General features: G+C 70.6%; 25 protein-coding genes. 19 read left to right on the top strand and 6 right to left on the bottom strand.

Going from position 1 to position 25,440, the window contains the following annotated elements:
* Window positions 1–411 (top strand): WD40 repeat domain-containing protein (locus N912_RS59810; protein ID WP_037070470.1); only part of this gene is annotated, 411 nt, incomplete at its 5' end.
* 113 nt (window positions 412–524) lie between these two features.
* Here the strand turns inward: N912_RS59810 and N912_RS0148475 are convergent.
* Window positions 525–887, bottom strand: a complete 363-nt coding sequence (locus tag N912_RS0148475; RefSeq protein ID WP_028928055.1) for a hypothetical protein — start codon at window positions 885–887, stop codon at window positions 525–527.
* Window positions 888–1,256: 369 nt separating this feature from the next.
* Here N912_RS0148475 and N912_RS0148470 point away from each other — a divergent pair, with 369 nt between their 5' ends.
* From N912_RS0148470 to N912_RS59805, 3 genes are read left to right on the top strand one after another with little or no spacing between them, the layout of a single operon-like run.
* Window positions 1,257–2,360: an acyl-CoA dehydrogenase family protein gene (locus tag N912_RS0148470; RefSeq protein WP_245645970.1), complete on the top strand. Its 1,104-nt coding sequence runs from the start codon at window positions 1,257–1,259 to the stop codon at window positions 2,358–2,360.
* Window positions 2,353–3,330 carry an acyl-CoA dehydrogenase family protein gene (locus N912_RS0148465; protein WP_028928053.1) on the top strand — a complete coding sequence of 326 codons (978 nt, stop codon included), beginning with the start codon at window positions 2,353–2,355 and terminating at the stop codon, window positions 3,328–3,330. The genes N912_RS0148470 and N912_RS0148465 overlap by 8 nt, the downstream gene beginning before the upstream one ends.
* On the top strand, window positions 3,317–4,462 hold the full coding sequence (locus N912_RS59805; RefSeq protein WP_037070468.1) for a threonine synthase: 1,146 nt from the start codon (window positions 3,317–3,319) through the stop codon (window positions 4,460–4,462). Before N912_RS0148465 ends, N912_RS59805 begins: the two co-directional genes overlap by 14 nt.
* Window positions 4,463–4,477: 15 nt before the next feature.
* Here N912_RS59805 and N912_RS0148455 read toward each other — a convergent pair whose 3' ends face one another.
* Window positions 4,478–5,506 (bottom strand): Lrp/AsnC family transcriptional regulator, encoded by a 1,029-nt coding sequence (locus tag N912_RS0148455; protein ID WP_028928052.1) that lies wholly within the window; start codon window positions 5,504–5,506, stop codon window positions 4,478–4,480.
* Between the two features lie 77 nt (window positions 5,507–5,583).
* Between N912_RS0148455 and N912_RS59800 the strand changes: the two genes are divergently transcribed.
* From N912_RS59800 to N912_RS0148400, 11 genes are all read left to right on the top strand, one after another.
* A complete protein-coding gene (locus N912_RS59800) occupies window positions 5,584–6,792 on the top strand; it encodes an amidohydrolase (protein WP_064745607.1) in 1,209 nt (402 codons plus the stop codon).
* Complete coding sequence (locus tag N912_RS0148445; protein ID WP_028928051.1) at window positions 6,789–8,099, top strand: DUF3100 domain-containing protein; 1,311 nt, start codon at window positions 6,789–6,791, stop codon at window positions 8,097–8,099. The genes N912_RS59800 and N912_RS0148445 overlap by 4 nt, the downstream gene beginning before the upstream one ends.
* The gene (locus N912_RS59795; RefSeq protein WP_051581836.1) at window positions 8,096–9,610 is read left to right on the top strand and encodes an aldehyde dehydrogenase family protein; all 1,515 of its coding nucleotides are present in this window, start codon (window positions 8,096–8,098) and stop codon (window positions 9,608–9,610) included. Before N912_RS0148445 ends, N912_RS59795 begins: the two co-directional genes overlap by 4 nt.
* Window positions 9,565–10,449: a p-hydroxycinnamoyl CoA hydratase/lyase gene (locus tag N912_RS0148435; protein WP_211261670.1), complete on the top strand. Its 885-nt coding sequence runs from the start codon at window positions 9,565–9,567 to the stop codon at window positions 10,447–10,449. The genes N912_RS59795 and N912_RS0148435 overlap by 46 nt, the downstream gene beginning before the upstream one ends.
* Before the next feature lie 7 nt (window positions 10,450–10,456).
* Window positions 10,457–12,562 (top strand): acetate--CoA ligase family protein, encoded by a 2,106-nt coding sequence (locus N912_RS0148430; protein WP_028928049.1) that lies wholly within the window; start codon window positions 10,457–10,459, stop codon window positions 12,560–12,562.
* Window positions 12,562–13,050 carry an asparaginase domain-containing protein gene (locus N912_RS0148425; RefSeq protein WP_028928048.1) on the top strand — a complete coding sequence of 163 codons (489 nt, stop codon included), beginning with the start codon at window positions 12,562–12,564 and terminating at the stop codon, window positions 13,048–13,050. Before N912_RS0148430 ends, N912_RS0148425 begins: the two co-directional genes overlap by 1 nt.
* 227 nt (window positions 13,051–13,277) lie before the next feature.
* A complete protein-coding gene (locus N912_RS59790; protein WP_051581835.1) occupies window positions 13,278–14,096 on the top strand; it encodes an SAM hydrolase/SAM-dependent halogenase family protein in 819 nt (272 codons plus the stop codon).
* Window positions 14,097–14,144: 48 nt separating this feature from the next.
* A complete protein-coding gene (locus tag N912_RS0148415; protein WP_028928047.1) occupies window positions 14,145–15,152 on the top strand; it encodes an SAM-dependent methyltransferase in 1,008 nt (335 codons plus the stop codon).
* Window positions 15,152–15,688 carry a hypothetical protein gene (locus N912_RS64420; protein ID WP_028928046.1) on the top strand — a complete coding sequence of 179 codons (537 nt, stop codon included), beginning with the start codon at window positions 15,152–15,154 and terminating at the stop codon, window positions 15,686–15,688. Before N912_RS0148415 ends, N912_RS64420 begins: the two co-directional genes overlap by 1 nt.
* Window positions 15,685–16,488 carry a 2-keto-4-pentenoate hydratase gene (locus tag N912_RS0148405; protein ID WP_051581834.1) on the top strand — a complete coding sequence of 268 codons (804 nt, stop codon included), beginning with the start codon at window positions 15,685–15,687 and terminating at the stop codon, window positions 16,486–16,488. The genes N912_RS64420 and N912_RS0148405 overlap by 4 nt, the downstream gene beginning before the upstream one ends.
* A 9-nt stretch (window positions 16,489–16,497) precedes the next feature.
* Window positions 16,498–17,262 carry an SDR family NAD(P)-dependent oxidoreductase gene (locus tag N912_RS0148400; protein ID WP_028928044.1) on the top strand — a complete coding sequence of 255 codons (765 nt, stop codon included), beginning with the start codon at window positions 16,498–16,500 and terminating at the stop codon, window positions 17,260–17,262.
* A 13-nt stretch (window positions 17,263–17,275) separates the two neighbouring features.
* On the opposite strand, the gene N912_RS59785 is transcribed toward N912_RS0148400, so the two are convergent.
* A complete protein-coding gene (locus N912_RS59785; RefSeq protein WP_051581833.1) occupies window positions 17,276–18,064 on the bottom strand; it encodes an HpcH/HpaI aldolase family protein in 789 nt (262 codons plus the stop codon).
* The gene (gene metK / locus N912_RS0148390) at window positions 18,061–19,242 is read right to left on the bottom strand and encodes a methionine adenosyltransferase (RefSeq protein WP_028928043.1); all 1,182 of its coding nucleotides are present in this window, start codon (window positions 19,240–19,242) and stop codon (window positions 18,061–18,063) included. Before metK ends, N912_RS59785 begins: the two co-directional genes overlap by 4 nt.
* 194 nt (window positions 19,243–19,436) lie before the next feature.
* Here metK and mtnP point away from each other — a divergent pair, with 194 nt between their 5' ends.
* Both mtnP and N912_RS0148380 read left to right on the top strand, forming a co-directional pair.
* Complete coding sequence (gene mtnP, locus N912_RS0148385; protein WP_211261669.1) at window positions 19,437–20,291, top strand: S-methyl-5'-thioadenosine phosphorylase; 855 nt, start codon at window positions 19,437–19,439, stop codon at window positions 20,289–20,291.
* Window positions 20,288–20,647, top strand: a complete 360-nt coding sequence (locus N912_RS0148380) for a nuclear transport factor 2 family protein (protein ID WP_051581832.1) — start codon at window positions 20,288–20,290, stop codon at window positions 20,645–20,647. The genes mtnP and N912_RS0148380 overlap by 4 nt, the downstream gene beginning before the upstream one ends.
* An 8-nt stretch (window positions 20,648–20,655) precedes the next feature.
* Here the strand turns inward: N912_RS0148380 and N912_RS0148375 are convergent, their stop codons facing one another.
* Window positions 20,656–21,300, bottom strand: a complete 645-nt coding sequence (locus N912_RS0148375) for a LuxR C-terminal-related transcriptional regulator (protein ID WP_051581831.1) — start codon at window positions 21,298–21,300, stop codon at window positions 20,656–20,658.
* A gap of 438 nt (window positions 21,301–21,738) precedes the next feature.
* Here N912_RS0148375 and N912_RS0148370 point away from each other — a divergent pair, with 438 nt between their 5' ends.
* Complete coding sequence (locus N912_RS0148370; protein WP_028928039.1) at window positions 21,739–22,287, top strand: adenine phosphoribosyltransferase; 549 nt, start codon at window positions 21,739–21,741, stop codon at window positions 22,285–22,287.
* A gap of 32 nt (window positions 22,288–22,319) precedes the next feature.
* A complete protein-coding gene (locus N912_RS63150; RefSeq protein WP_084212136.1) occupies window positions 22,320–23,522 on the top strand; it encodes a cation:proton antiporter domain-containing protein in 1,203 nt (400 codons plus the stop codon).
* On the opposite strand, the gene ilvD is transcribed toward N912_RS63150, so the two are convergent.
* Complete coding sequence (gene ilvD, locus N912_RS0148360; protein WP_028928038.1) at window positions 23,425–25,188, bottom strand: dihydroxy-acid dehydratase; 1,764 nt, start codon at window positions 25,186–25,188, stop codon at window positions 23,425–23,427. The genes N912_RS63150 and ilvD overlap by 98 nt on opposite strands.
* Window positions 25,189–25,440 lie beyond the last annotated feature (252 nt).

Raw genomic sequence — 25,440 nt, 5'->3', positions numbered from 1 at the left:
ACGGTGCGGCTGTGGAACACCAGCGATCCGTCCCACCCCACCTTGCTCGGCCAACCCCTCACCGGCCACACCGCCAACATTCGGGGGGTGGCGATCACCTCGGATGGGCGCACCCTGGCCACCGCCGGAGCCGACCAGACGGTGCGGCTGTGGAACACCACCGATCCGACCCACCCCATCCCAGTCGACCAACCCCTCACCGGCCACACCGACAGCGTCTACTCGGTGGCGTTCACCCCCGACGGGCGCACCCTGGCCACCGCTGACGCCAACGGCACGGTGCGGCTGTGGGACATGGACAGCGACCGGTCGGCGCAGCGCATCTGCGCCGCGACCGCCAACACCTTGACCCGTGAGAAATGGGAGAAATACGTCTCACCGGAACTGCCCTACCGGCCGCACTGCCCTTAACCCCGCCACGCCCCCGAGCTCGCCGGGCTCACCCGCTCACGAGCGCTCCGGTGGGACGGCGAAGTGCCAGCGGGCCGGAGAGCCACTCCTGCTCGGGCAATGGGCAGTGCCGGTTAGTCCTCGTTGATGGGCACGCGGGGGGCCTGTGGGGGCAAGCGGCGGGCGTCTCGCACGGCGCGGATGATGGCCCGGACGGTGAGGGCGACGGCCATGATGAGGAACAGGAGCAGGCAGCCGTCGACGACGTACGCTCCGGGGTGGTCCGCGCTGAACTTTGAGCTTGTGCCCATCGTGCCGATCGCCGCCAGGAGTGGGGCGAGCAGCCAGATCCAGGCGGGGATCCTGAGGCGAGACCCGCGGCGGCCGGGGGTCAGGGCACGGACCACCCAGAGGAAGAGCAGGAACATGCCGCTGATCAGTACCGCGATCAGCAGGCCGCCCGCGAGGTTCGTGAGCAGTCCGTGGTTCTGGTCCACCAGATCTCCCCTGTGTGACGTGATCATGCTATCGCGGAGGGCGATCCAAGCAAGGTGTGTCGGGAGGGTTCCCGGCCCCTAGGCGTGGCGGAGCCCTGCGCCTTTGCGCGCTGAGATCCGCACGTTGTCCAGGTCGAGGGCGCCGTCCAACCGGGCGGATACGTTAGCTAAGAGTATTACTTGAGTACCTGACATAGGTCAGATAATGTCACCTGGACGGTCCGCTCCAGGAGGCGTATGCGAGGGCAGCGGCCCGCGCTGTGGGCGGATATCTGAACGGGCGGATCCGAGACCGGTCGGCTGAGTCGGCGGTGACTTGATGGGAGAGCGTCGTTGCGCGGGACGGGGTTGGGTCGTCTGCTGGATGACGTGGCGTCACTGCCCGAGGGCTTCGAGGACCTCCGCGCGGAGGTCCGCGACTTCCTCGCGGAGCAGCGGCGGCTCGGGACGTTCGAGCCGCGGTGTGACAACTGGCACGTCGGGTTCGATCCCGCGTTCAGCCGGCGGGTGGCGGACCGGGGCTGGGTGGGTATGACCATGCCGGCGGCCCTCGGCGGAGGCGGGCGCTCGGCGGTGGAGAGGCTGGTCGTGACCGAGGAGTTGGTCGCCGCCGGCGCTCCGCTCGCGGCGCACTGGGTTGGCGATCGTCAGGTCGGCCCGTCCCTGCTGCGGCACGGTTCGCCGGAGCAGCAGGCGAGGTTCGTGCCCGCGATCGCCGGTGGCGGCTGCTATTTCGCGCTGGGTCTGTCCGAGCCGGACGCCGGATCCGATCTCGCCGCCGTGCGGACCAGCGCCGAGCGGCGGGACGGGGCATGGGTCCTGAACGGCGCCAAGGTCTGGTCGAGCCATGCGCACCGCTGCGACTTCCTGGTCGTCCTGTGCCGGACGTCGCCGCGTACGGAGGCCAGGCACGACGGGCTGAGCCAGTTCATCGTGCCGCTCGACTCGCCTGGCGTGCGGGTTCGCCCGATCCGGCAGTTGGACGGCCGGCACCACTTCAACGAGGTCCTGTTCTCCGACGTGAGGCTCCTCGACGGCGATGTGGTTGGCCGCGTCGGGGAGGGTTGGGCGCAGATGGCCGCGGAGCTCGCGTACGAACGCAGCGGGCCCGAGCGCTTCCTCAGCACGTTCGTTCTCCTTCAGGAGGCCCTGAAACACCCTGCCACCGGCGGCCCGGTCCGTGAGGTCCTCGCTCGGATACACGGGCTTCGGATGCTGGCGTACTCGGTGGCCCGTCAGATCGACCGAGGTGAACCGCCGTCCCTTGCTGCCAGCCTGGTCAAGGACCTCGGTACGAGGCTGGAGCAGCACTCCGTGTCCGCCATCGCCGCCATCGCGTCCTCGGCGCCGCCGCATTCCCGGGTGGCGACGCTGTACCGGGACGCGGTGCGGCTGTCCCCGAGCTTCACGTTGCGCGGCGGCACCAACGAGGTGCTCCGCTCGGTGATCATGAAGGGGCTCCTCAGTGGATGAGATCGAGGACGCCGTGGCCGGTGCGCTGGGGGGCACGGGCGTGACCTACAGCGCGACGAACTCGGACTCGGTCAGGTGCTGGGACCGGTTGGTCGAGTCCGGGCTCACCACGGTGGGCGTCCCGGAACGGCACGGCGGGTCCGGTGGCGGCGTCGACGATCTCGTGGCCGTCGCGGTGGCCATCGGCCGGTCCGGTGCATCGTTTCCGCTGCTGGAGACGCAGGTCGCGAACCGGCTGTTGGCGTCGATCGGCGAACCGGTCCAACAACGCGGGGCCTCGGTGCTGCTCCCGTGCTCGTCGGTCTCGGCGTCGGTGCGGGCGAAGGTGCTGTTTGGCGAATGGACCGGTCGGTGGGTGCGCGGGGCCGACCGGAGTGTGGCCGTGTACCGGCGCGGTTGCGACTGGTTCGCCGTGCCGGTCAAGGTCGCACCCACGGTCGAGCCCGAGGTGCTGGACAACGCCGGCGAGCCGATGACGGCGGTACACCAACTGATCTCGGCGAATGGCGCCGAGCCGTCCCGGCTCTCCTCCGACGACGTGGCGCGGGTGCGCGCGACGTTGGCGCTCGGGTACCTGGCGCAGGCGTTCGGCGCCGCGTCGGTGGCGACCGAGATGGCGCTGTCCTACGCGTCCGTGCGACGGCAGTTCGGCCGCGCCATCTCGGCATTCCAGCGGGTCCAGGATCATCTGTGCGTGTGTGTGGAGGAGCTGCTGCTGGTGAAGGCGTTGCTCGCGGGGGCCGTGTCGGCGCGCGGCGTGGATGTCGGCGGGACCGCTCACGCGGGCGTCGCCGGGCCGGCATGCATCGCGCGGATCTTTCAGGCGTCCCACCAGGTGCACGGCGCGATCGGCTACACGCGGGAGCACGGCCTGCATCGGTTCACCCTGCGGTCGCTGGCGTGGAGTGACGCCTGCCGAACGGTGCTCGCGGACCTCGATCGGGAGGCCTCCCCAGATGCGATCACGTGACGAACCGTCCGGCGCGGCGGAGCTCGTCGACCGGACCGGCACCCGCTATCCCCTCGACGTGCCCAGGTGGCGCGGCGACGACGGCGGGCCGCTGATGGTGACGCCCACGGCGGCGATGACGCCGGACGAGGTCGATGCCGGCAGCCGGTCGCACTGGCGCTACCGCGCGGCGCTGCCGGCGGGGATCGGGCGCGAGGTGTCACTCGGCGAGGGCCACACTCCGCTGGTCGAGGCGAGGGTCGGAGGGGTCGGGCTCAAGGCGAAGCTCGAATGGTTCAACCCGACGGCGAGCTTCAAGGACCGCGGTGTCAGCGTCATGATGTCGATGCTGGCCGGGCAGGGCGTCGACGCCGTTCTCGAGGACAGCTCCGGCAACGGCGGGGCCTCGGTCGCGGCGTACGCGGCCGCCTGCGGGGTGCGGGCCACGATCCTCGCCCCGGGCTCGACGTCGCAGAACAAGACCCTGCAGAGCCGGATGCACGGGGCGGCGGTCGAGCTGGTTCCCGGTTCGCGCGAGCAGACCGCGCGGGAGGCGCTGCGCCGATCCGCCGGCATCTTCTACGCCAGCCACAACTGGCACCCGATGTTCCTGCAGGGGGTCAAGCTGCTGGCGTACGAGATCTGGGAGGACCTCGGCTTCCGGGCGCCGGCCAACGTCGTTGTTCCGGCCGGTGCCGGCAGCCTGGTCCTGGGCTGCGGCATCGGCTTCGGTGAGCTGCTGCGCGCCGGTCAGATCGCCAGGATGCCCAGGCTGCTCGTCGCCCAGCCGGAAAACTGCGCGCCGATCGCGGCGGCGTTCCGGGCCGGCGCGGCCGACGTGGTGGCGTGCGACGAATGGACACCGACCATCGCGGAGGGCACCAGCATCACGGCACCGGTGCGGGGGCCCGAGGTTCTCGCGGCGATCAGGGACAGCCGAGGTGAGGTCCAGACGGTGACCGAGGAGCAGATCCGCTCCGCCACGCACCACCTGGCCGGGCTGGGCCTGTACGTCGAGCCGACCAGCGCGGTGGCGGCCGCGGCCGTGGGGCGGTTCGTGGCGCGTGGGCTCCTCGACCCGGACGAGGAGACCGTCCTCGTGCTCACCGGGTCCGGCCTCAAGGCGGCGGACGCGCTGCGACGCCTGGTGTGACCGAGGACGACGGCGTCACACCCGCTGGGACGTGGGCAGCGGTACCACCCCGACCGACAGGCCGGCCCGGTCCAGGAGGCGCCCGGCCAGCTTGTACTGGTGGATGACGACGCTGCGGTCGACGATGCCGACGTGCGGGTGCTCGCGCACGATCCGAGCCTCCAGGTCCTGCACCTGTCGGACCGAGCGCAGCCATACCGAGAACATCATGTTGTACGGCCCGACGGTGGAGGCCACCAGCCGCGCCTCGGGGAGCCGGGCGAGGGCGCGCCCGGTCCGGTCGACGTGCTCGGAGGGAACCCGCGCGAAGAACCAGGCCAGCACGGGCCAGCCCGAGAGGCATCTCGCCAGCTCGCAGCGCAGCCGGATCCGCCGGCTCCGCAGCAGGTTGCCGAGCCGCCGGCGGGCGGTGCTGAGGCTCACCCCGGTTCGTTGCGCGAGGGTGGCGACCGGTAGCCGGCCGTCGGAGGACAACGCGGCGGCGATAGCCCAGTCGGTCGGGTGGTGGCGCGGAGTGGGGACCGCACCGCGCTCGTCGTGCTCGTCGAGGATCCGCAGCTGGTCGGGGGACAACGAGCGCAGCCGCCACGGGCGCGCGTCGGTGTAGGCATCCACCAGCAGCTGGCTGCGTACCCGGGACACGGACGGGAGCGACGCGAACCCGTCCAGCAGGTACCAGGTCAACCCGTCCACGTCGGGACTGGTCACCGTGACCACCAGGTCGCGCCCGCCCGCCGTGATGTCGATCGTGCGCACGTGCGGATCGCGCGCGAGCTCGTCCGCCACCCGGGTGCCGTGTCCGGATCGGCACTCGATCTCGACCAGCGCGACGCTGCGGGCCGGCACCTCCAACGGTCGGGCCGACACCCAGGCGGCGCCTCGCCGGTGCAGGGACTCCCACCTGCGCGCCACGGTGACGGGATCGATGTCCAGGGTCTCGCCGATGAGGCTCCACGGCGCCCTCGGGACGACCTGCAGGGCGTTGACGATGCACAGGTCGAGCTCGGACAGCTGGGCCGATTCCTGCGTCGACGGTGACGGCATGAACAGATCCTGCATCTTCGGTCGAAATTCCGTCAATCACGGATCCTTGACGCGGTTGCCGGACGAGGAGGTCGTGAATGATCGACGGGGCACATCCGAAGGCGTCGCGGTGGGATGCCGTCGACGACGAGATCCGGGATGTCATCACCGGCGCGCGTCCGCAACTGGTCCGGTTGAGCCACTACATCCATGAGCATCCCGAACTCGCCTTTGCCGAACACCGGGCCGTTTCGGCGGTGGCCGAGGCCGCCGAACGCGCGGATTTCGATGTACGGGTCGGGATCGCGGGTCTTCCGACGGCTCTCACCGCCACTTTCGGTGACGGCGACATGACGGTGGGGTTGTGCGCGGAATACGACGCATTGCCCGCGATCGGCCACGCCTGCGGACACAACATGATCGCGGCCAGCGCGGTGGGCGCGGCGCTCGGTCTCCGTGCCGTTGCCGACCGGCTCGGAGTTCGCGTCAAGCTCATCGGCACCCCTGCCGAGGAGCATGGGCACGGGAAGATCCGTCTGGTCGAGGGCGGCGTCTTCGACGACGTGACGGTGGCCATGATGGTCCACCCCAGCCGCAACGACGTCCACCCGGACGCGTTCCGGACCCAGGCGGTGCACCGGTTCGCCGCCACCTACGCCGGGCGGGCCGCTCACGCCGCCGCGGCGCCGCAGGCCGGGGTCAACGCCGCCGACGCCGCGGTGATCGCGCAGGTGGCCATCGGGCTGCTTCGCCAGCAGGTCGCCGACGCCAGCCGCATCGGGCTGTTCGTGCGGGAAGCCGGGCGGGTCACCAACGTCATTCCCGACCGCGCCGTCGTCGAGTGCGAGGTCCGGGCATTCACCACCGACGAATGCGAGCGTCTCACCGAGAGGATCACGGCGTGCTTCCGGGCGGGCGCGCTGGCCACCGGGGCGACCCTCACGCTGGAGCGGACCGAGCCGGACTGCGCCCCGTTGAAGCAGGACGCCCGCCTCGGGGCGCTCTACGCGCGGGCCGTCGCGCGCACCGGGCGGACGGCCAGCACCGACGACCAGGGCACCCGAGGCTCCACCGACATGGGCAACGTGTCCCAGCTCGTGCCGTCCATCCATCCCATGATCGGGATACGCGGGAGCCGAGGCGCGTCACACTCGCCCGAGTTCGCCAGGGACGCGATCAGCCCGGCCGCGGACGACGCGGTGGTCGACGGCGCGCTCGCGCTGGCCTGGACCGCGTCGGCGGCCGCCGGCGACGCGCGGCTGAGGCGGGAGCTGCTCGCGGAGCAGGCGCGGCGGGCCGACGCGTGAGCGCGGAGGAGAAGGCGCTCCGCACACGCTCCGGCATCGGATGGCGGGTCTACCTGCCGCTCGCGCTCGTCTGCGTCGCCCTCACCGGCATCGCGCAGCTCATCGGCTCGGTCACGCTGAACATCGGTATCGGGAGCGTCGTCCTCTCCCCGGTCATCTGGGCCATTCTCATGGGTGGCCTCGTCAGCATCCAGAAGATCCGCGCATTCCCCCTGCGCATGCAACGGTTCGCCGGATACTTCATGGAGGCCAGTGTCCTCATCCTGATCGCCAAGGTCGGGTTCCTCGCCGGGGCGAACCTGCCCGAGCTGGTGCGTGCGGGTCCCGCGATGCTGACCCAGGAGCTCGGTCACCTCTTCGGCACGCTGGTGCTCTCGCTGCCCCTCGCGGTCATTCTGGGAATGGGCCGACCGGCGATCGGAGCGTGCTTCTCCATCGACCGGGAGACGTCGTTCTCCATGGTGACGGAACGGTATGGCGCCAGCTCGCCGGAATACAACGGCGTCCTTGCGATGTATGTCTTCGGTACCGTCTTCGGGGCGCTGTTCATGAGCGTCCTCGCGTCGTTCCTGGCCGGTTACGACATCTTCGACCCACTCGCCCTCGCGATGGGGACCGGTGTCGGCTCCGCATCGATGATGATCGCCGCCGCCACGGCGATCGCCGATCAGTATCCGGCGGTGCGGGAGCAGGTTCTCACCCTGGGCTCGGTGAGCAGCCTCGCGACGGCGGTGTTCGGGATCTACGTCAGCAAGTACCTCGCGCTGCCGCTCGCGCACCGGTTCTACTCGCTCCTGGCTGGCCGTCGGCGACGCGACGATGCCCCGCCGGCCATCGCGGCCACGGCGGCCGCGTCCGTCGAGCCCGACGGGCCGGCGCCGTCGCGGTGGCTGCTCTACCCGCTGCTGCTCGTGCCGCTCGCGCTGGCGACCGCGATGTCCGGCGCGAAGCCGGACGCCATGCGCAACGCCCTGGTCGGGCTGCTGGTGCTGACCGCCGTGGTGATCGTGGCGTCGTACCTGCACCGGGTCGCGCGCATCTCGACGATGATCCTGGTCGCCAGCATCGGGTGCCTGCTCGCCAGCCCGGTCTCGCCGCTGTCCGGCGTGCTCAACGCGTTCGTCGGCCAGGTGTCCCTCTCGACGATCGGCGTCGTCAGCCTCGCGATCGCGGGCCTCGGCCTCGGCAAGGACTGGGCGCTGCTCAGGGGAGTGGGATGGCGGGTGGTCCCGGTCGGACTGGTCTCCATCGCCAGCTCGTTCCTCTTCGCCACGGTGATCGCGCATGTCGTCCTGGGGGTCGCGTGAGCGCGCCGGACGTGTCGTGGGTGGCCGGCCACGACTGGCGGATGCTGATCGGGGGCGAGCTGGTTCCCGCCGCGAGCGGCCGGACCTTCGCGTGCATCAGCCCCATCGACCTGCGGGCCGTCTGCGCCCTGCCCGACGGTGGGGAGGCCGACGTCGAGCGGGCGGTGTCGGCGGCGAGCGCGGCGGCGCACGACTGGGCGAGGTTGCCCGTCCGAGAACGCGCCGCAACGGTGCGGGCGCTGGCCGGCGTGCTGCGGCGCCACCGGCGCGAGCTCGCCGCCCTGGACGCCCTGGACGTCGGCAACGCCTACAGCGCGATGCTCGGGGACGTCGAGCAGGGCGCGATCGGTATCGAGCTGCTGTCCGAGATGGCGTTCCGGCTGGCCGGTGAGACATTGCCGGCGACGAACACGCACCTGCACTACACCACGCGCGCCCCCTACGGAGTGGTCGCCCGCATCACCGCGTTCAACCATCCGATCATGTTCGCGGCGCAGAAGATCGCCGCGCCGCTGGTCGCCGGGAACGCGGTCATCCTGAAGCCGTCGGAGCACTCGTGCCTGTCCGCGCTGCGCATGGGAGAACTGCTCGCCGATCACCTGCCGAAGGGGTTGTTGAGTGTCGTGGTCGGCAACGGCGGCCCGGTGCCCGCCGCGCTGGTGCGCCACCCGGCCGTGCCACGGATCGGGTTCATCGGCAGCGAACCGACGGGCCGGGCGATCCAGCGGGCCGCCGCCGAGGTCGCGGTCAAGCACGTCACCCTCGAGCTCGGCGGCAAGAACGCCATGATCGTCTGCCCCGACGTGGACATCGCCGCCGCGGCGGCCGGCGCGGTCAAGGGAATGAACTTCACCGGGTGGCAGAGCCAGTCGTGCAGTTCGACCAGCCGCCTGCTGGTGCACGAGTCCGTGGCCGACGACGTCGTGGCCGCCATCGTGGAGCGCGTCGCGGCGATCAGGATCGGCTCGCCGTTGTCGCCGGAGACGCAGATGGGGACGTTGGCGACCGAGGCTCAGTACCGCAAGTCGCTGCACCACATCGACCTCGCGGCCCGGGAAGGCGCCCGGCTCGTGACGGGTGGGGCGAAACCGGCGGGGGAGGCCTACGAGCGCGGGCTGTATCTCGCTCCGACGGTGTTCGACGGCGTCACGCCCGACATGACGATCGCTCGGGAAGAGGTGTTCGGCCCGGTGCTGTCCGTCATGCGCTGGACCGAGGAGCGGGAGGTCGTCCGGGTCGCCAACGACGTGCGATACGGCCTGACCGCCGCCGTGTGGACCAACCACCTCGGGCGCGGGCTCGCGCTCGCGCACCGGCTCGACGCCGGATACGTGTGGGTCAACGACGCCGCCACGCATTTCCCGGGCGTGCCGTTCGGCGGGTACAAGGCATCCGGAGTAGGGCACGAGGAATCGGTGGAGGAACTGGTCAGCTACACCCGGCTCAAATCGGTGAACGTCCGGGCGTGGCCGTCCGATCGACAGGACCCAAGCGATGGGAGCACGAATTGAGTGAGGCGTCGGCATACTCGGCATACTCGACGATCCGAATCGAACGGGCCGGCGATCGGATCGCGTGGGTCTATCTGAACCGGCCGGAGAAGCGCAATGCCATGAGCCCCCAACTGCACATGGAGATGTACCACGCACTCGACGAACTGGAGATCGACGACGAGATCGACGTGGTGGTCATCGCGGGAGCGGAGGGCAACTTCTCCTCGGGACAGGATCTCAAGCAGTTCTTCCGCGAGCTGGAGGACAAGCCGGATCAGCGCTACCTCATGGAACAGCGGTACTGCAAATGGCGCTGGGACCGGTTGTCCACCTTCCCCAAGATCACCATCGCGATGGTGGACGGGTGGTGCGTCGGCGGTGCCTTCACCCACCTCGTCGCCTGTGACTTCGCCATCGCGGCGGAGCAGGCCCGCTTCAGCCTCTCCGAGGTGAACTGGGGGATCATCCCCGGCGGCATGGTGACCAAGGCGGTCGTCGAGGCCATGGGCTACCGCGACAGCCTCTACTACATCCTCACCGCGGAAGAGCTGGACGGCGCCCGCGCCGCGCAGGTCGGGCTGGTCAACCGCGCGGTTCCAGCGGCGGAGCTGCGTGCCGAGGTCGAACGCCTCGCCACGATGCTGATGCGCAAGAACCAGCACGTGCTGCGGGCATCGAAGCAAGCCTGTCGGATGGTGATGCGCGGAATGGACAACGACCAGTCCCTCGACTACCTCGGCGCAAAGTTCACGCAGCTCAAAGCCCTGGACCCGTCCAACGGCTACTCGACGGGACTGTCGTCGTTCGTCGACGGCAAGACGTACAAGCCGGTCCACGACCCCTACCCGAGGGGCTGAGCCGACCATGGACATCCTGCCCGGCGCGCTCGCGCCACTGTTCGACCCGGCCTCGATCGCCATCGTCGGCGCGTCGCCGACATCGGGGTACTTCGCGGTGCTGCGGGACAACCTGGTCGACTACCGGGGCCGGGTCTCCCTGGTCAACCCCCGGCGTCGGGAGGTGGACGGCCTGGCCTGCGTCCCCTCCCTGCACGACCTCGCGGAGCCCGCCGAGCACGTACTGTGCGTCGCCCCGGCCTCGTCGGCACCCGGGGTGCTGGCCGACGCCCTGGCCTCGGGCAGCCGGGCCGTCACCCTCTATGCCTCCGGCCGGGAGCCGCTCACCCTGGACGACTGCGACCCGGCGGTGGCGGCGGCGGTCCGGGACGGCACGCTGCGGCTCTGCGGTCCCAACTGCATGGGTGTGGTGTCCACCGCATCGAAGATGGTGGGGTACACGCTCCCGATCCGCCGCGATCTGCTGCCGGGGCGGGTCTCGACGATCTCGCACAGCGGAGGATCCCTGGCCCCGTGGATCCGAGCCGTGCGCGCTCGCGGCATCGGCTGCCGGTACGCGGTGTCGAGCGGCAACGAGCTCGGCGTGACGACCGCCCAGTATCTGGAGGCGTTCGTCCAGGATCCGGGGACCGACATCATCGTGCTGCAGTACCTGGAGTCACCAGGCGACGGCGTCCGGTTCGCGCGGGCCGCCGAGGCCGCACTGGTCGCCGGGAAGCCGGTGCTCGCCGTGTGTTCGGGCCGCACCCCCACGGGAAGTGCGGGAATCCAGACCCACACCGGCCGGCTGGCGCCGCCCGCACGGGACATGGAAGCGGTGGCCGCGAGCACCGGCATCAGCACCTTCGCCTCGATGGACGACCTCCTCGAAGCGCTGGTGGCTTTCGGCAACCCTCGGCGCCCGGACGGCAACCGCGTCGCCGTGCATGCGATCTCCGGGGCGGTGTGCAACCACGCCGCCGACCTCGTCGGCGAGGTCGGCGCGGACATGCGGTTCGCCGACCTTTCGGCCACCACCCGCGACGCGCTGGGCGAGCACATCGGCGACTGGGCGCCGGTGAAGAACCCGCTCGACAGCAGCTGGCCGGCGGCGAGCAGCGCGACGACCTTCTACGACCTCAGCGAGCTGCTGGCCGCCGACGAGAACACCGACGTACTCCTCCTGGAAGGGGAACTGCCGCGCGTCGGCGGCGAGCGGCCGTACCGGTTCGACGCCGCGCGGCTCTCGCGGCTGGCGTCCGCCAACGTTCCCGTCCACCTCTTCTCGCGGATGCCCTACACACCGGACCTGGCGACGCAGGACCAGATGTCGGCCGCCGGCGTGACGGTCCTGCAGGGGGTGGCCAGGGCCGTCATGGCGGTGAACGCCGTGGTGCGGTGGGCGCAGACCCGGCGCCGTCGCCTGAGCGGTCCGCCGTGCCCGTCGCCAGCACGGGAGTTCATGCTCGTCCCACACACCCAGGCGGTTCTCCGGCACGACGAGCTCGCGCCCATGCTGCGCGGCTACGGTCTGGACGTCGCGCGTGGCTGTGAGCTGAACACGACCGATGGCGACCTTGGCGAGCCGGACCTGCGATGGCCCGTGGCGCTCAAACGCCTCGACATCGTGCACAAGACCGACGACGACGCGGTGGCGCTGGGTATCAACGACCTTGCCACGCTCCGCGCCGAGGCGAAGCGGCTGATGCGCATCGCCGGACCTGACGGCGCGGCCCCGCTGCTCTACGCCCAGGAGATGATCGAAGGCGAGTGGGAGATGTTCCTCGGCGGGCACACCAGCACGTTCGGCCCGGTGCTGGTCGCGGGCCTTGGCGGAATATGGAGCGAGTACGTGGCCGACACCGCGGTGCGCCTGGCGCCCGTGTCCGAGGAGGGTGCGCTGGACATGCTGACGCGGCTCAAAGCCTGGCCGGCCCTGCTCGCGAACAGACGCGGCCACCGGGCCGACATCGCATGGTTGACCGCCACCATCAGCAACTTCTCGCGCCTGCTGTGCGACGCGGCGGCGAACGGGGTGGAGGCCTTGGAGATCAACCCGCTCGTGGTCCGCGCGACCGGCGACGGCGGCGCAGTCATCGATGCCCGAGCCGTCGTCGCGGCCGGTGGTGTCTGATGCGCATCCTCGTACTCGCCACCGGCGGAACGATCGACGCCGAGTACTCACTGCGGGGCGAGATCGAAGTCGGGCCACCCATGGCGACCCCCATCCTCGAGCGAGCACGGACCGTGCTCGACGTGACGGTCGAAAGCGTATGCCGCAAGGACAGCCGCGACCTCGACGACGCCGACCGCGACCTCATCCGACGCCGTGTCCAGGCGGCCGACGCCGAACACGTCGTGATCACCCACGGCACGGACTCGCTGACCACGACGGCCGAGCACCTGCGCGGCGTCACGGGCAAGGTCGTCGTGCTCACCGGCGCGATCCAACCCGCCCGCATGTCCGACACCGACGCCGCGTTCAACCTCGGACTGGCGATCGCCGCCGTGCAGACCCTGCCGACCGGGGTGTACATCGCCATGAGCGGCCGAGTGCTGCCGGCCGGCGCGGTGGTCAAAGACCACACACGAGGGCTCTTCATCGAGCGGCCCGCCGAGTAACGATCGCGGCGCCCACGCGAGCGGTGACGGACGGCACTTGATAGACAGGTTCCTCGCGCGCACCGAAACGCGTTCGACATCAGTAGAAACGGATGACTTGGCTACGACCTAAGTCGCAGATCCTGTTCCGTATCGATGTATGGCCGTCGCCGCATGACTCGCGGGATCATAGAGCCGGTAATTCGTACGTTCTTGGCTCGGCTCGGTCGAGGGACGGGAATTTCTTGATGACGCGTAAGATGATAGCCTTTCTCAGCGATGTCGGAAGTCGTGACGACGCGGCCGCCATCTGTAAGGGCCTCATGATGTCGATCTGCCCTGACTGTACGATTATCGACATCTCGCACGACGTCAGGCCGTTCGATGTAGTCGAAGGCGCGTACTATCTCAAGGAAATCCCGATATGGTATCCGCCCGAGACCATCATTAGCGCCTACGTCTATCCCGAGACGGGCTCGGGTGTTCCGACGGTCGCGATCCGGAATGAGAAGGGCCAAACGCTCGTCGTACCCGACAACGGCCTTGCGACCTGCGCAATTCGCTCGGTCGCGCCGCTGGCGGCCTACGACGTGACGGAGAAGTCCGTCATGTCCTTCCCCCCGACTCCGACCTGGTACGGCCGGGATGTCGTCGCCGCGGCCGCCGCCCACCTCGCCGCCGGCTACCCGGTGGAGCAGGTCGGCCCGGCGCGCGACCTGGACAGCCTCACGCTGCTGGACCTGTCGGAGCCCTCGGTGCGCAACGGCGCGGCGGAAGGCGAGATCATTCGCATCGACAGCGCGTACGGCAACGTGTGGACCAATATCACCATCGACCTGCTCGGGGACGTGCCGGAGTCCGGCGCCGTGGTGGTCACGGAGATCGCCAAGCAAAGCTACAAGTTCCCCTTGTGCGACACGTTCGGCCAGGTCGGGCTGCACGAGCCACTGGCCTACGTGAGCAGCCGAGGCCAGCTGGCATTCGGCCTGAACCAGGGGAACCTGGCGAGCCTGCACAACATCGAGCGCGGGATGCCGGTGCGCGCGCACCTGATCAGCTCTGGTTGATGTCGAGGCGCAACGACCATCCATCCGGTCACGATCGAGGAGGCAGCTGTGGCCGCACCTACCACCACCAGTACCACCCGTCCCGCCTTCGGCCTGGTCGAGGGGTTCGCCATCGGTTCGGTGATCGCCGGGCTGGAGATGGCGGGTCAGCTCTCGGCCCTGGAGGCGGAGGGCCTGGACGCCGCCTCGCTCGCGAGCGGTGACCCGAAGAGCACCCCCGCGATGCTGCTGGGCAGCCTTCGCTACCTGCGGGATCGCGGGCTCGCCGAACAGCATGCGGAGCGGTTCGTGTTGACCGAGCGCGGCCGGGAGATCTGCCGCGACAAGGGCTACCTCGTGTGGCTGGTCGGCGGTTACGGGGTTCCGCTGTGTCACGTGGCGGACTTCGTCGGCGCCGGCCGCCCGTACGGTCAGGACTACATCCGGGACGGGAAGTGGGTGGCCAACGGCGCGGCGATGCTCGGGCGCACCGACGTCGTGCCGGCGGTCATGGAGCTGATCCAGGGCGTGGGCGCCTCCCACGTTCTCGACCTCGGCTGCGGGAACGCCAGGTTCCTGACCCGGCTGTGCGAGCGGCTCGGCTGCACCGGGCTGGGGGTCGACATCAGCCCGGCGGCGTGTGCCGAGGCCGAGAAGCTAGTGGCGGAGGCCGACCTGGCCGACCGCGTGCGGGTCGTCGTCGGTGACGCCGGTGACCTCGGCGCGGTCGAGGGCATCGGGACCGTCGACCTGGTGGTGACCATGTTCCTGCTGCACGAGATCCTCGCCGAGGGGCGCGACGTGCTGGGCCGGTACCTCCGGAACATGGCTCACCAGCTCGGCGCGGGCGCGCACCTGCTCATCGCCGAGGTCGAGCCGCCGGCGCGGACCGGGGACGGACACGAGCTGTTCACGCCGGAGTTCAGCTACGTGCACGCGATGATGGGGCAGTACCTGATCCCGGCGTCGGAGTGGACCACGATCCTGGAGGCCAACCACTTCGCCGTCCGCAAGGTCGACCGCAGCCCCATGCCGGGCTGTGTCCTCGTCCTCGCCCAAGCCGTTCCCCCGACCTGATGGGCGGGCACCGGGATGACTGGGACGGCTGGGACGACGACGTCATCGGGCACGTGCTGGACGGTGGTGCGTCGCCGTTGCGTGCCGAGGACGTGATCGCCCAGGAGGTTACGGCGGCCCGGTTCGACCGGGTGTCGGCGCGATGCGCCGTGGTGCTGCGGGACCCTGTTCCCCCTGGCGCCGAGGCGCGGGAGGTCAGGGCGGCGATCGGAGGCGTGTTCCTCGCCGCGGCCTTCCACTCCGCCACGGCCGCGAACGGCGGCGTCGTCCTGGACGACCACATGATCGACCACGACGGGCCGGTGCCGGTGAGCCTGCGCGTCGGGGCGGGGGCGCCGCTGGACGCGACGATCGTCGGCGGCGAGCGGCTGTGCGCCGACCTCGCCGCGCTGGCCGCCGCCGAAGGCGGGCTCCCGGCGGGTCACCTGGTGCTCCCGGCTCCGGTGGAACCCGGCGGGTCCGCCCCGGTGCGGCCCGGCGTCGTCGAGATCCGAGGACCGCTCGACACCGCGCTGGTAGTGGGGGTGGGACAGTGACGATCGGACACGATTCGGCGCTCGTCGACCGGCTGGCCGCCGACCTGGGCAGGGCCTGGGAGGACGGGCACCCCATCGACCCGCTGAACGGCCTCGCCGAACCGGCGGACCCGGATCTCGCGTACGCGGTACAGGCCAGGTGGACCGGCCAGCGCGTGGCCGGCGGCGACCGCGTGGTGGGCCACAAGATCGGTCTGACCAGCCTCGCGATGCAGGAGCAGATGGGGGTGGACGAGCCGGACTACGGCAGCGTCCTGACCTCGCGGGTGTTCGAGGCCCGCCGTGGCGTCGCGGAGATGCCGGTGTCGACCTTCATCCAGCCGAGGGTGGAGGGCGAGCTCGCCTTCCTGCTCGGCCGCGGGCTGGTGGGGCCGCACGTCACGGCGCAGCAGGTGCTGGCGGCGACGGACGCGGTCGCGGCGGCGGTGGAGGTCGTCGACAGCCGGATCAAGGACTGGAAGATCTCGCTGTTCGACACCATCGCGGACAACGCCTCCTACGGCGGGCTCGCGCACGGGCGGTGGGACCCTCGGCTGCGGACGATGAACCTGCGGACCGTCGGCATGATCGTCCGGTTGAACGGGCGCGCCGTGGTGGAGGCGACCGGATCGGCGGCGCTGGGCGGGCCCGCGCGGGCGGTCGCCTGGCTGGCGAACAAGCTGACCAGCCACGGGGTCGCGCTGGAGCCGGGCCAGCTGGTGCTGTCGGGCTCCCTGGGCAGGGCGTTCCCGGTGGCCAAGGGTGACTGCCTGCAGATCGAGTGCACCGGCCAGCCCATGCTGACCACGCACTTCGTGTGAGGAGGGCCGGTGAGTGCATCGTCCACCGCGCGCACTGTCGTCGTCACCGGCGCGGCCAGCGGCATCGGGCGCGCCACGGCGTGCCTGTTCGCCGCCCGGGGCGCGCGGGTGGTTGCCACGGACGTCAACTCCGACGGACTGGCCGATCTCGAGGCGGGACTGAGCTCGGCCGCCGGCGCGATCCGCATCGTCCACGGTGACGTGTCCGACCCGGCGGATGCCCGAAGGATGATCGAGACCGCGGCGCGGGAGTTCGGCGCCGTCGACGTCCTGGTCGCCAACGCCGGGATCATCCCGCTGGGCGACGTGTTGGAGACCTCGCCGGGGGCGTGGGACGAGGTGATGGCGGTCGACGGTCGCGGCATGTTCCTGACCTGCAAGTACGCGCTCTCACACATGATCCCGGCCGGCGCCGGCGCGATCGTGTGCGTGTCGTCGATCTCCGGGCTGGCTGGCCAGCGCAGGCAGGCCGCGTACGGGCCGGCGAAGTTCGTGGCGACGGGGCTGACAAAGCACCTCGCGGTCGAGTGCGCCCCGTACGGGATCCGGGTCAACGCGGTCGCGCCGGGCACGATCCTCACCGAGCGGGTCGCCCGGCTGAAGGACGAGCCGGGCGGACCGGAGTACCTGGAGAGCATGGCGGCGGCCCACCCCCTGGGCAGGCTCGGCACCGCGAACGAGGTGGCCGAGGTCATCGGGTTCCTGGCGTCGGACGCCGCGTCGTTCGTGACCGGCGCCGTGGTGCCGGTCGACGGCGGCTATCTCGCCCAGTAGCACCGAGCCCGCGTCACGGGCGGCCTCGGTCCCGTGCCGACCGCAGGCCGTCCAGGATCAGCTTGCTGTCGACGCCGTAGGCCACCAGCCCCAGGCCCTTGTCGAGCCACGACCTGGCGCGCTCCGGGCTGGCCGCGAACACGGCGGTGGCCAGCCCGGCCTCGGCGGCGACCGCCCGCGCGCGGGTGAGCGCGGAGACCACCAGCTCGTGATCGGGCTGACCGGGCACGCCGAGGGCCTGCGCGAGATCCACCGGGCCCAGGAACACCGCGTCCAGCCCGGTGACGTGCACGATCTCCTCCAGGTTGTGCAGCGCGTCGGCACCCTCGACCATCGCGAGGACCGCCGCGCGGGAGTTGGCGTCCGCGAACCACCCGGCGGCACTGCCGCCCGAGGCGCCGTCGAAGTCGGCGGCGCGTACCCACGGGTGTGCCCCGCGCTCGCCCTCGGGGGCGAACCGGGCGGCGGCGACCAGCGCCCGCGCCTCGGCCGCCGAACCGATGTGCGGGGCCAACACCCCGTCCGCCCCGAGATCGAGCACCTTTCCGATCATCGAAGGGTCGCCGTTGGCCACCCGCGTGATCACGGGCATGCCGCGCAGGTGCGCCGCCACCAGGCAGCGGCTCATCTGCTGCAGGTCGAACGGCCCGTGCTCCATGTCCAGGATCACGGCGTCGAAGCCGGCGAGCGCCACCAGCTCGATGACCTCCGCGCAGCCGAGCAGGCTGAACGTCGCCAGCATCCCCCGGCCGTCCCTGAGCTCGGCGCGAAGATCGGCTCGCACGCCGCCGCCCCCGGTCATCGGGGGTCCCCGTCGAGGCCCGCCGCGTGGCGCAGGGCGTCGGCCTTGTCGGTGTGCTCCCAGGTGAAGTCGGGGTCGTCGCGGCCGAAATGGCCGTAGGCGGCGGTCTTGCGGAAGATGGGCCGGTCGAGCCGCAGGTGGTGGCGGACCGCGGCGGGGCGCAGGTCGAAGTGCTCGTCCACGAGCTTGCGGATCGTGGCGGTCGGGACCCGTTCGGTGCCGAAGGTGTCGACCAGCAGGGACAGCGGCCGGGCCATGCCGATGGCGTAGGCGATCTGGATCTCGACGGTGTCGGCGAGACCGGCGGCGACCAGGTTCTTGGCGACATAGCGCGCGGCGTAGGCCGCCGAGCGGTCGACCTTGGAGGAGTCCTTGCCGGAGAACGCGCCGCCCCCGTGGCGGGCGTACCCGCCGTAGGTGTCGACGATGATCTTGCGACCGGTCAGGCCCGCGTCGCCGACCGGGCCACCGACAACGAACCGGCCGGTCGGGTTGACGTAGTAGCTCCCGTCCAGCTCCTCGGCGGAGTACAGCTCGGCCGGGATCTCCCGGGTGACGACGTGATGCCAGAGGTCGTCGCGGATCTGCTCGGTGCTCACCCACTCGGCGTGCTGGGCGGAGAGGAGAACCTTCTCCACCGCGACCGGGGCGCCGTCGCGGTATCGCACTGTCACCTGGGTCTTTCCGTCTGGACGCAGATACGGCAAGGTGCCGTTCTTGCGCACGGCCGTGAGCCGGCGAGAGAGCCGATGGGCGAGCGCGATCGGCAGCGGCATCAGCTCGGGCGTCTCCCGGGTGGCGAATCCGAACATCATTCCTTGGTCGCCGGCGCCGGCGCGGTCGACGCCTTGCGCGATGTCGGCGGACTGCTTGTCGAGCGTGACCATGACCGCGCAGTGGTTGCCGTCGAATCCGTAGTCGCCGTTGTCGTAGCCGATCGCGCAGACGGTGCGGCGGACCACATCGGTGATGTCGAGGGGCGCCGCGGTCGTGATTTCCCCGGCCACGACCACGAGCCCCGTGGTGATGAGGGTCTCGCAGGCGACGCGAGAGCCCGCGTCGGCGGCCAGCGCGGCGTCGAGGACGGCGTCGGAGATCTGGTCCGCGATTTTGTCCGGATGGCCTTCGGTCACCGACTCCGAGGTGAAGAGATGTTCGTTCTCCGCAAGGGAAAGCATACCGGGTGACGTTAATGCCTCGAAGGGTCGAATGCAGGGCACCGTCCGCCAGATTTCGGCTACCACGTTTCGACCATGCCGCTACACCGAAGGTGGGGGTCGATAACTGGCCGTCCGAGGGAGACCCTTTAACCCGCCATCTTGCTACGGTTCCCGGCGTGACTATTGGTGGTTCTGCCGCGGTGTCCGAACGGGTGGATATTGCGGTCATCGGAGGGAGCGGCCTCTATCGACTCGGCCACCTCGCCGAGGTCGAAAGAATTTCTGTCGAAACGCCGTTCGGTGCTCCCAGCGACGAGATCGTCGTCGGGTCGATGGGCGGTCGGCGCATCGCGTTTCTGCCCAGGCACGGCTCGCGCCACCGTCTCGCGCCGGCCGCGGTGCCCTACCGGGCCAACATCTACGCGCTGCGGGTCCTCGGGATTCGGCAGATAGTCAGCGTCAGCGCGGTGGGCAGCCTCGTGGAGCAGCTGCGACCCGGCACGCTGGCCGTGCCCGACCAGCTCGTCGATCTGACCCGGTCCCGGGCGAAGACGTTCTTCGACGACGGCTGTGTCGCCCATGTGTCGCCGGCCGAGCCGTGGTGCTCCCGGCTGCGCGCGGCCCTCGTGGCCGCCGGCGGTGGCGCGCGGGCGGTGCACGACGGCGGCGCGTACTGCTGCATCGACGGCCCGGCCTTCTCCACGCGCGCGGAGTCGAACCTGTACCGCCGATGGCAGCTGAGCATGATCGGGATGACCGCCGCGCCGGAGGCCGTGCTCGCCAGGGAGGCGAACGCGTGCCTGGCCGTCCTTGCGCTGATCACGGACTACGACTGTTGGCGGGTGGGGGAGGCGCCGGTCAGCGCGGACGCCGTCGCGGAGGTGATGAGGCGCAACGTCGACGCCGCGCAGGGCGTGATCGCCAAGCTCGCGGTCGATTGTGACGAGCCGGCGGACTGCACGTGCTGGCACGCGCTCGACGGGGCCGTGCTCACCGACTCCTCGGCGCTCCCGGCCAGCGCCCGCGAGCGCATCGAGCTCTTCCGAACCCGGCGGGTGGGATCATGACGTCATCCAGCATCGCCGACACAATCCTCGACCTTTTCAGCACGATCGACTCAGGCAAGTGGGATCGGCTCGGCGACCTGTTCACCCCGGATGCGGTGTACCGGCGGCCCGGTTTCGAGGAAATGCGCGGGATCGAGTCCATCACTCGCTTCTACGAGCACGGGCGACTGATCTCCTCGGGAGACCACACCATATCCGGCATCGTGGTCGACGGCGGGCGCGCGGCCTGTTGGGGTCGGCTCAGCGGGCGTCTGAAAAGTGGTGATCACATCGAGGTGGAGTTCGCCGACGTCTATATTATGGCTCATTCGCGAATAGTCGAGCGGACGAGCTACTTCTACGCCCCGCTGGCGTGATGCGTCACTCACCGCAGTTCCAGCCCCTGTTCCCGGGCGCGGCGAATGGCATCGGTCCGCGAGGTCGCCCCGAGCTTGGCGTAGATATTGGTCAGATGTCTCTTGACGGTGCCCTCGGCGATGTAGAGGGTCGAGCTGATTTCGACGTTGCGTTTCCCGGCCGCCACGAGGTCCAGCACCTCGATCTCCCGCTCGGACAGCGTCGTGTTGTCGCCGTCGTTGAGGGCGTGGACGGTCCGGCGCGAAACCGACAGCATGACCCGTCCGCTCTCGCCACTGACGACCCTGATCGCCGTGACCAGCTCGCTCGGTGCCGCGCTACGCAGAATGTATGCCTGCGCACCCGCCGTGACCAGATGTCGCACGCGGCGTGGTTCGTCCTGGCTGGCGAGAACGACGAAGCGCGACCTGGGCGACACCGTGGAAAGGGATCTCAGCTGGGCGACGACCTTCGCCGCCGATGCGTCGCTGACCAGCAGGACAACATCCGGATACAACGTACTGATGGTGCGCGCGGCATCGGCGGAAACGGTGTCCGCGAGGACGGAGAAATCGTCCTCCTGATCGATGATCGAGGCGAGACCGCGGCGCGACAGTGGCTCATCGTCAACTATCGCGACGCTTACCCGGTCTCCATTCATTTCGAACCGCACCTCCGTAACACCCGTCGCATTTCTCACGGTCGTGACCCCCCTCGGCCGCGCCCGCCCGTGCGTTGATCCGACGGACCGTGTCACGAGCCCGCCGCGCCACCGGGCGAGCTTGACCCGGTCCTGTGCCCATCGGTTCGCTGGACTCGTGCGTCCGGGTGCCGTCGTGATCGCTGCTGTTCCGCGTGTGCGTCGGCGTGGCGGTCGACAGCTTCCCCGCGCGATGCGAGCCGGACGGTGACGGTTATCCGCGGCCACCCATCTCGATCAACGCGGCGAATCAGGCACCTGAAGCGACAGTATAGGCTTAGGGCCTGCGCGTGAAGACACACTTTATAGGCGGAAGGTCGTACCCGCCGTTACCCCAACGTGGCAGCGCGTGCGGAGGCCGCGGGACGGGGCTTTATCCACAAAATCCACAGCTAGGACGGTGACGTCCACATGACGGCATCTGAATCGTTCACTGTGAGCGGCCGACTGCGCACAGTCGCGCGAACGTACACGGATTTCCCCGTGCCGGGTGTGCAATTTCTCGATCTTGGACCGGTGTATGCCGATCCGGCGCTCCGTTCGGCGGTGGGTGCGGACATCGTCCGCCGGTTTGACGGCCAGTTCGACTCGGTGCTCGCTATTGACGCCCGCGGCATACCGATCGGCACGGTGGTGGCGGTGTCCTCCGGACGGCCGCTGCTGCTCGCCCGGAAGGCGGGCAAGCTGCCGGGGGCCGTGGACTCCGCCGCGTTCGCCCTGGAGTACGGCGAGGCCGTCCTGGAGGTGCAGCGCGCCGATCTCGATCGGGCGGGGCGCGTGCTGGTGGTCGACGACGTGCTGGCGACGGGAGGGACCGCGGCCGCGGCGCTGGAGCTGGTCAGGCGGTCGGTGGCGTCGCTCGCGGGGTTCGCCGCGATCGTCGAGTTGGTGCACCTCGGCGGCCGGGCACGCCTCGGTCCGTCGAGCCGGGTGGAGGCGGTTCTCTCCCTGTCCCAGTGAGGTCCCAGTGAGGTCCCCGTGCCGGAGGTCAGATGAGCGCGACAGTGCTGCTCAGCATCGCCGTTGTCGTGCTCGTGGTTCGGCTGGTCGGGGCGTTGGTGGCGCGGCTCGGCCAGCCTCGGGTGGTCGGCGAGCTCGCCGCCGGGGTGGTGCTGGGCCCCGGCATGCTGGGTCAGCTGGTCCCGGCGTTCCACGCGGCGCTGTTCCCCTCCGAGGCCCTCGACGCGCTCGAGGTGCTCGCCCAGGTGGGGTTGATCTTCTTCATGATGCTGGTCGGCATGGAGCTGAACCAGGCGGCGGTGCGCACGATGGCCCGCCGGGTGGTGGCCATCAGCCAGGTGACGATCCTGCTGCCGATGGCGCTGGCGGCGGTGTTGGCGCAGCTTCTCTACGGCGTCTTCCCCACCCCCGTCGGTCGTCCCGCGTTCACGGTGTTCCTGGCGGTGGCGATGTCGGTGACCGCGCTGCCGGTGCTCGCCCGGCTGCTGGCGGAGAGCGGGTTGCGCGGCACCTGGGTCGGCTCGGTCGCGCTGGCCTGCGCGGCGATCAACGACATCGTGGCCTGGCTGCTGCTTGCCGGGGCCGTCGCGCTGATCGGCGTCGCCGGTCCCGTCGAGGCCGTCGCCAAGGTGCTGCTGGCGGCCGGCTACGTCGCGGCCATGCTGGTGGTGGTCCGACCGCTGCTGCGTAGGGTGCGGCGGCTGCCGCTCTGGGCGGCCGTCGTCATCACCGTGCTCAGCGCGTGGGTCGCGGAGCACGCCGGCGTGCACACGGTCTTCGGCGCCTTCCTGGCCGGGGTGGTCATGCCGGGCAACGGCGCCTGGCGGATGACCGTCCATCGGCAGCTCGACGCGGTGGTGGGAAACGTGCTGCTGCCGATCTTCTTCGTGGTGGTCGGCCTGTCCACCCGGGTCGACCAGCTGGGGACCGCCGTGCACTGGCTGTTGGCGCTGCTGGTGCTGGTGGTCGCGGTGGCGGGCAAGCTCGGTGGGGCCGCCGTGGTCGCGAGGCTGGTGGGCGAGAGCTGGCCGGACGCGCTGCGGATCGGTGTGCTGATGAACGCCAGGGGGGTGACCGAGGTGGTCATCCTGAGCGTGGGCCTGCGGCTGGGGGTCATCACGCCGCCGTTGTTCACCATCATGGTCGGGATGGCGATCGCGACCACGCTGATGGCGGTGCCGGCGCTGCGGCTGCTCGACCGTGTTCCCGGTCGGTCGGCGCAGCGGCTGTCGTGACGGCCCCGTACGACGCCGAGCCGACGGACCCTCGGTACTTGGCCAGCACCCCACGCTCCGGGGACGGGGCGGGCGCCGTCCAGTCCCGGCGACGGGCGGCGAGCTCGGCGTCGGTGACCTCGATGCGGATCGACCGCGCATCCACGTCGATGTCGATGGTGTCGCCGTCGCGGACCAGGGCGATCGCACCGCCGGACGCCGCCTCCGGCGCCACGTGCCCGACCATGAGCCCACGGGTGGCCCCGGAGAACCGGCCGTCGGTCACCAGCGCCACGTGCGGGCCGAGCCCGCGCCCGACCAGCGCGGCGGTGGCTCCCAGCATCTCCCGCATCCCCGGCCCGCCGCGCGGACCCTCGTACCGGATGAGCACGACGTCGCCGCGCCGCACGTCCCCCCGCTGGATGGCCGCCATCGCCGCCTCCTCGGAGTCGAAGCACCGCGCGGGCCCCGCGTGGCGGGTGCGGTGGTGGCTGGCGAGCTTGAGCACGCTGCCCTCGGGAGCGAGGTTGCCGGTGAGGATCGCCAGCCCACCGGTGGCCTGCAGCGGGCGCCGAGGCGATGTCACGACGTCCTGGCCGGGTGTCTCGACGGCGTCGGCGGCATCGTCGCCGAGCGTGCGGCCGGTCACGGTGCGCGCCTCGCCGTCCAGCAGGCCCTCGGCCAGAAGGCGGGCGGCGACGACCCGGTTCCCGCCGGCCCGGTCCAGCTCCACGGCGGTGTAGCGGCCGAACGGCCGCAGGTCGGCGATCACGGGGGTGACCCGCGAGATCCGGTCGAAGTCGGCCAGCGCCAGCGGCACGCCCGCCTCGTGGGCGATGGCGAGCAGATGCAGCACCAGGTTCGTCGAGCCCGCCGTGGCCGCGCCCGCCGTGATCGAGTTCGCGAAGGACGCGCCGGTCAGAAGGGCGCTCGGCCGGCGGTCGGCCAGCACCGCGTCCACCGCCAACGCCCCGGCGGCCCGGCACGCCTCCTTCCGGCGCGGGTCGAGGGCCGGCGGACCGGAGGAGCCCAGCGGGGAGAGCCCGAGGAACTCCATCGCCATGGCCATGGTGTTCGCCGTGAACTGCCCGCCGCAGGCGCCGGGGCCGGGACAGGCCACCCGTTCGAGCTCGGCGAGCTCGGCGTCGCTCATCGTGCCCGCCGCGACGGCGCCCACCGCCTCGAAGACGTCGGCGGCGGTGACCGGCGCCCCGTTGAACCGCCCCGGCATCGTCGAGCCGGAGTAGATGATCACGCCCGGGATGTCGAGGCGGGTGTGGGCCATCGCCGCGCCCGGGATCGTCTTGTCACACCCGACGATGCTGACCAGGCCGTCGAAGAGATAGCCCCTGGCCACCAGCTCGATCGAGTCGGCGATCACCTCCCGGCTGATCAGCGAGGCGCGCATGCCCTCGGTGCCCATCGTCCCGACGTCCGAGATCGCGATCGTGTTGAACTCCATGGGCGTGCCGCCCGCCGCGCGAACCCCCTCCTTGACGACCTCGGCGAGCTGGCGGTGTGTGTAGTTGCACGGCATGGTCTCGATCCAGGAGTGACCGACCCCGATGATCGGCCGGGCGAGGTCCTCGGCGCTGAAGCCGATGGACCGCAGGTGGGCGCGCATCGGCGCCAGGTCTCGGCCGGTGTAGAGGGAGGCCCCGGCCCGGCGGCGTCCACACTGGTCCATGCGTACTCCTGGAGATCCGGCGGGAATATGCATCCGCGTTCCGCGAAATGAAGGTCGACGCGGATGTTAGGGCACCGGGCTAAGCGCGGGAGGCGAGTCCGGGAGAACTGGCGGATATGGTCACCGGATACAACCACAAGGTGGTAGTAGCTATGGCCGAATCGGCCGATCCGCACGGCATTTGCCCGGGGAAGACTAGGTCGTGTTCAAGAGCCGCCTGGGTGCGAAGACAGTGATCAGGGGCTTCTTCAG

The sequence above is a fragment of the Actinospineispora acaciae DSM 45401 genome, from assembly GCF_000620785.1.
Lineage (GTDB): Bacteria > Actinomycetota > Actinomycetes > Mycobacteriales > Pseudonocardiaceae > Pseudonocardia > Pseudonocardia acaciae.
Note: the sequence above shows the minus strand (reverse complement) of the source record. Positions and strands in the feature narration are given on the sequence as shown.

Bases quoted from the DNA above. Each gene is read 5' to 3' on its own strand.
- N912_RS59790 (WP_051581835.1), top strand. From the start codon at position 13,278: ATGACGCGTAAGATGATAGCCTTTCTCAGCGATGTCGGAAGTCGTGAC.
- ilvD (WP_028928038.1), bottom strand. From the start codon at position 25,188: ATGGACCAGTGTGGACGCCGCCGGGCCGGGGCCTCCCTCTACACCGGC.
- N912_RS63150 (WP_084212136.1), top strand. From the start codon at position 22,320: ATGAGCGCGACAGTGCTGCTCAGCATCGCCGTTGTCGTGCTCGTGGTT.
- N912_RS59785 (WP_051581833.1), bottom strand. From the start codon at position 18,064: ATGACCGGGGGCGGCGGCGTGCGAGCCGATCTTCGCGCCGAGCTCAGG.
- N912_RS0148455 (WP_028928052.1), bottom strand. From the start codon at position 5,506: ATGCCGTCACCGTCGACGCAGGAATCGGCCCAGCTGTCCGAGCTCGAC.
- N912_RS0148380 (WP_051581832.1), top strand. From the start codon at position 20,288: ATGACGTCATCCAGCATCGCCGACACAATCCTCGACCTTTTCAGCACG.
- N912_RS0148370 (WP_028928039.1), top strand. From the start codon at position 21,739: ATGACGGCATCTGAATCGTTCACTGTGAGCGGCCGACTGCGCACAGTC.
- N912_RS0148430 (WP_028928049.1), top strand. From the start codon at position 10,457: ATGGACATCCTGCCCGGCGCGCTCGCGCCACTGTTCGACCCGGCCTCG.
- N912_RS0148425 (WP_028928048.1), top strand. From the start codon at position 12,562: ATGCGCATCCTCGTACTCGCCACCGGCGGAACGATCGACGCCGAGTAC.
- metK (WP_028928043.1), bottom strand. From the start codon at position 19,242: ATGCTTTCCCTTGCGGAGAACGAACATCTCTTCACCTCGGAGTCGGTG.
- N912_RS64420 (WP_028928046.1), top strand. From the start codon at position 15,152: ATGGGCGGGCACCGGGATGACTGGGACGGCTGGGACGACGACGTCATC.
- N912_RS59800 (WP_064745607.1), top strand. From the start codon at position 5,584: ATGATCGACGGGGCACATCCGAAGGCGTCGCGGTGGGATGCCGTCGAC.
- N912_RS59805 (WP_037070468.1), top strand. From the start codon at position 3,317: ATGCGATCACGTGACGAACCGTCCGGCGCGGCGGAGCTCGTCGACCGG.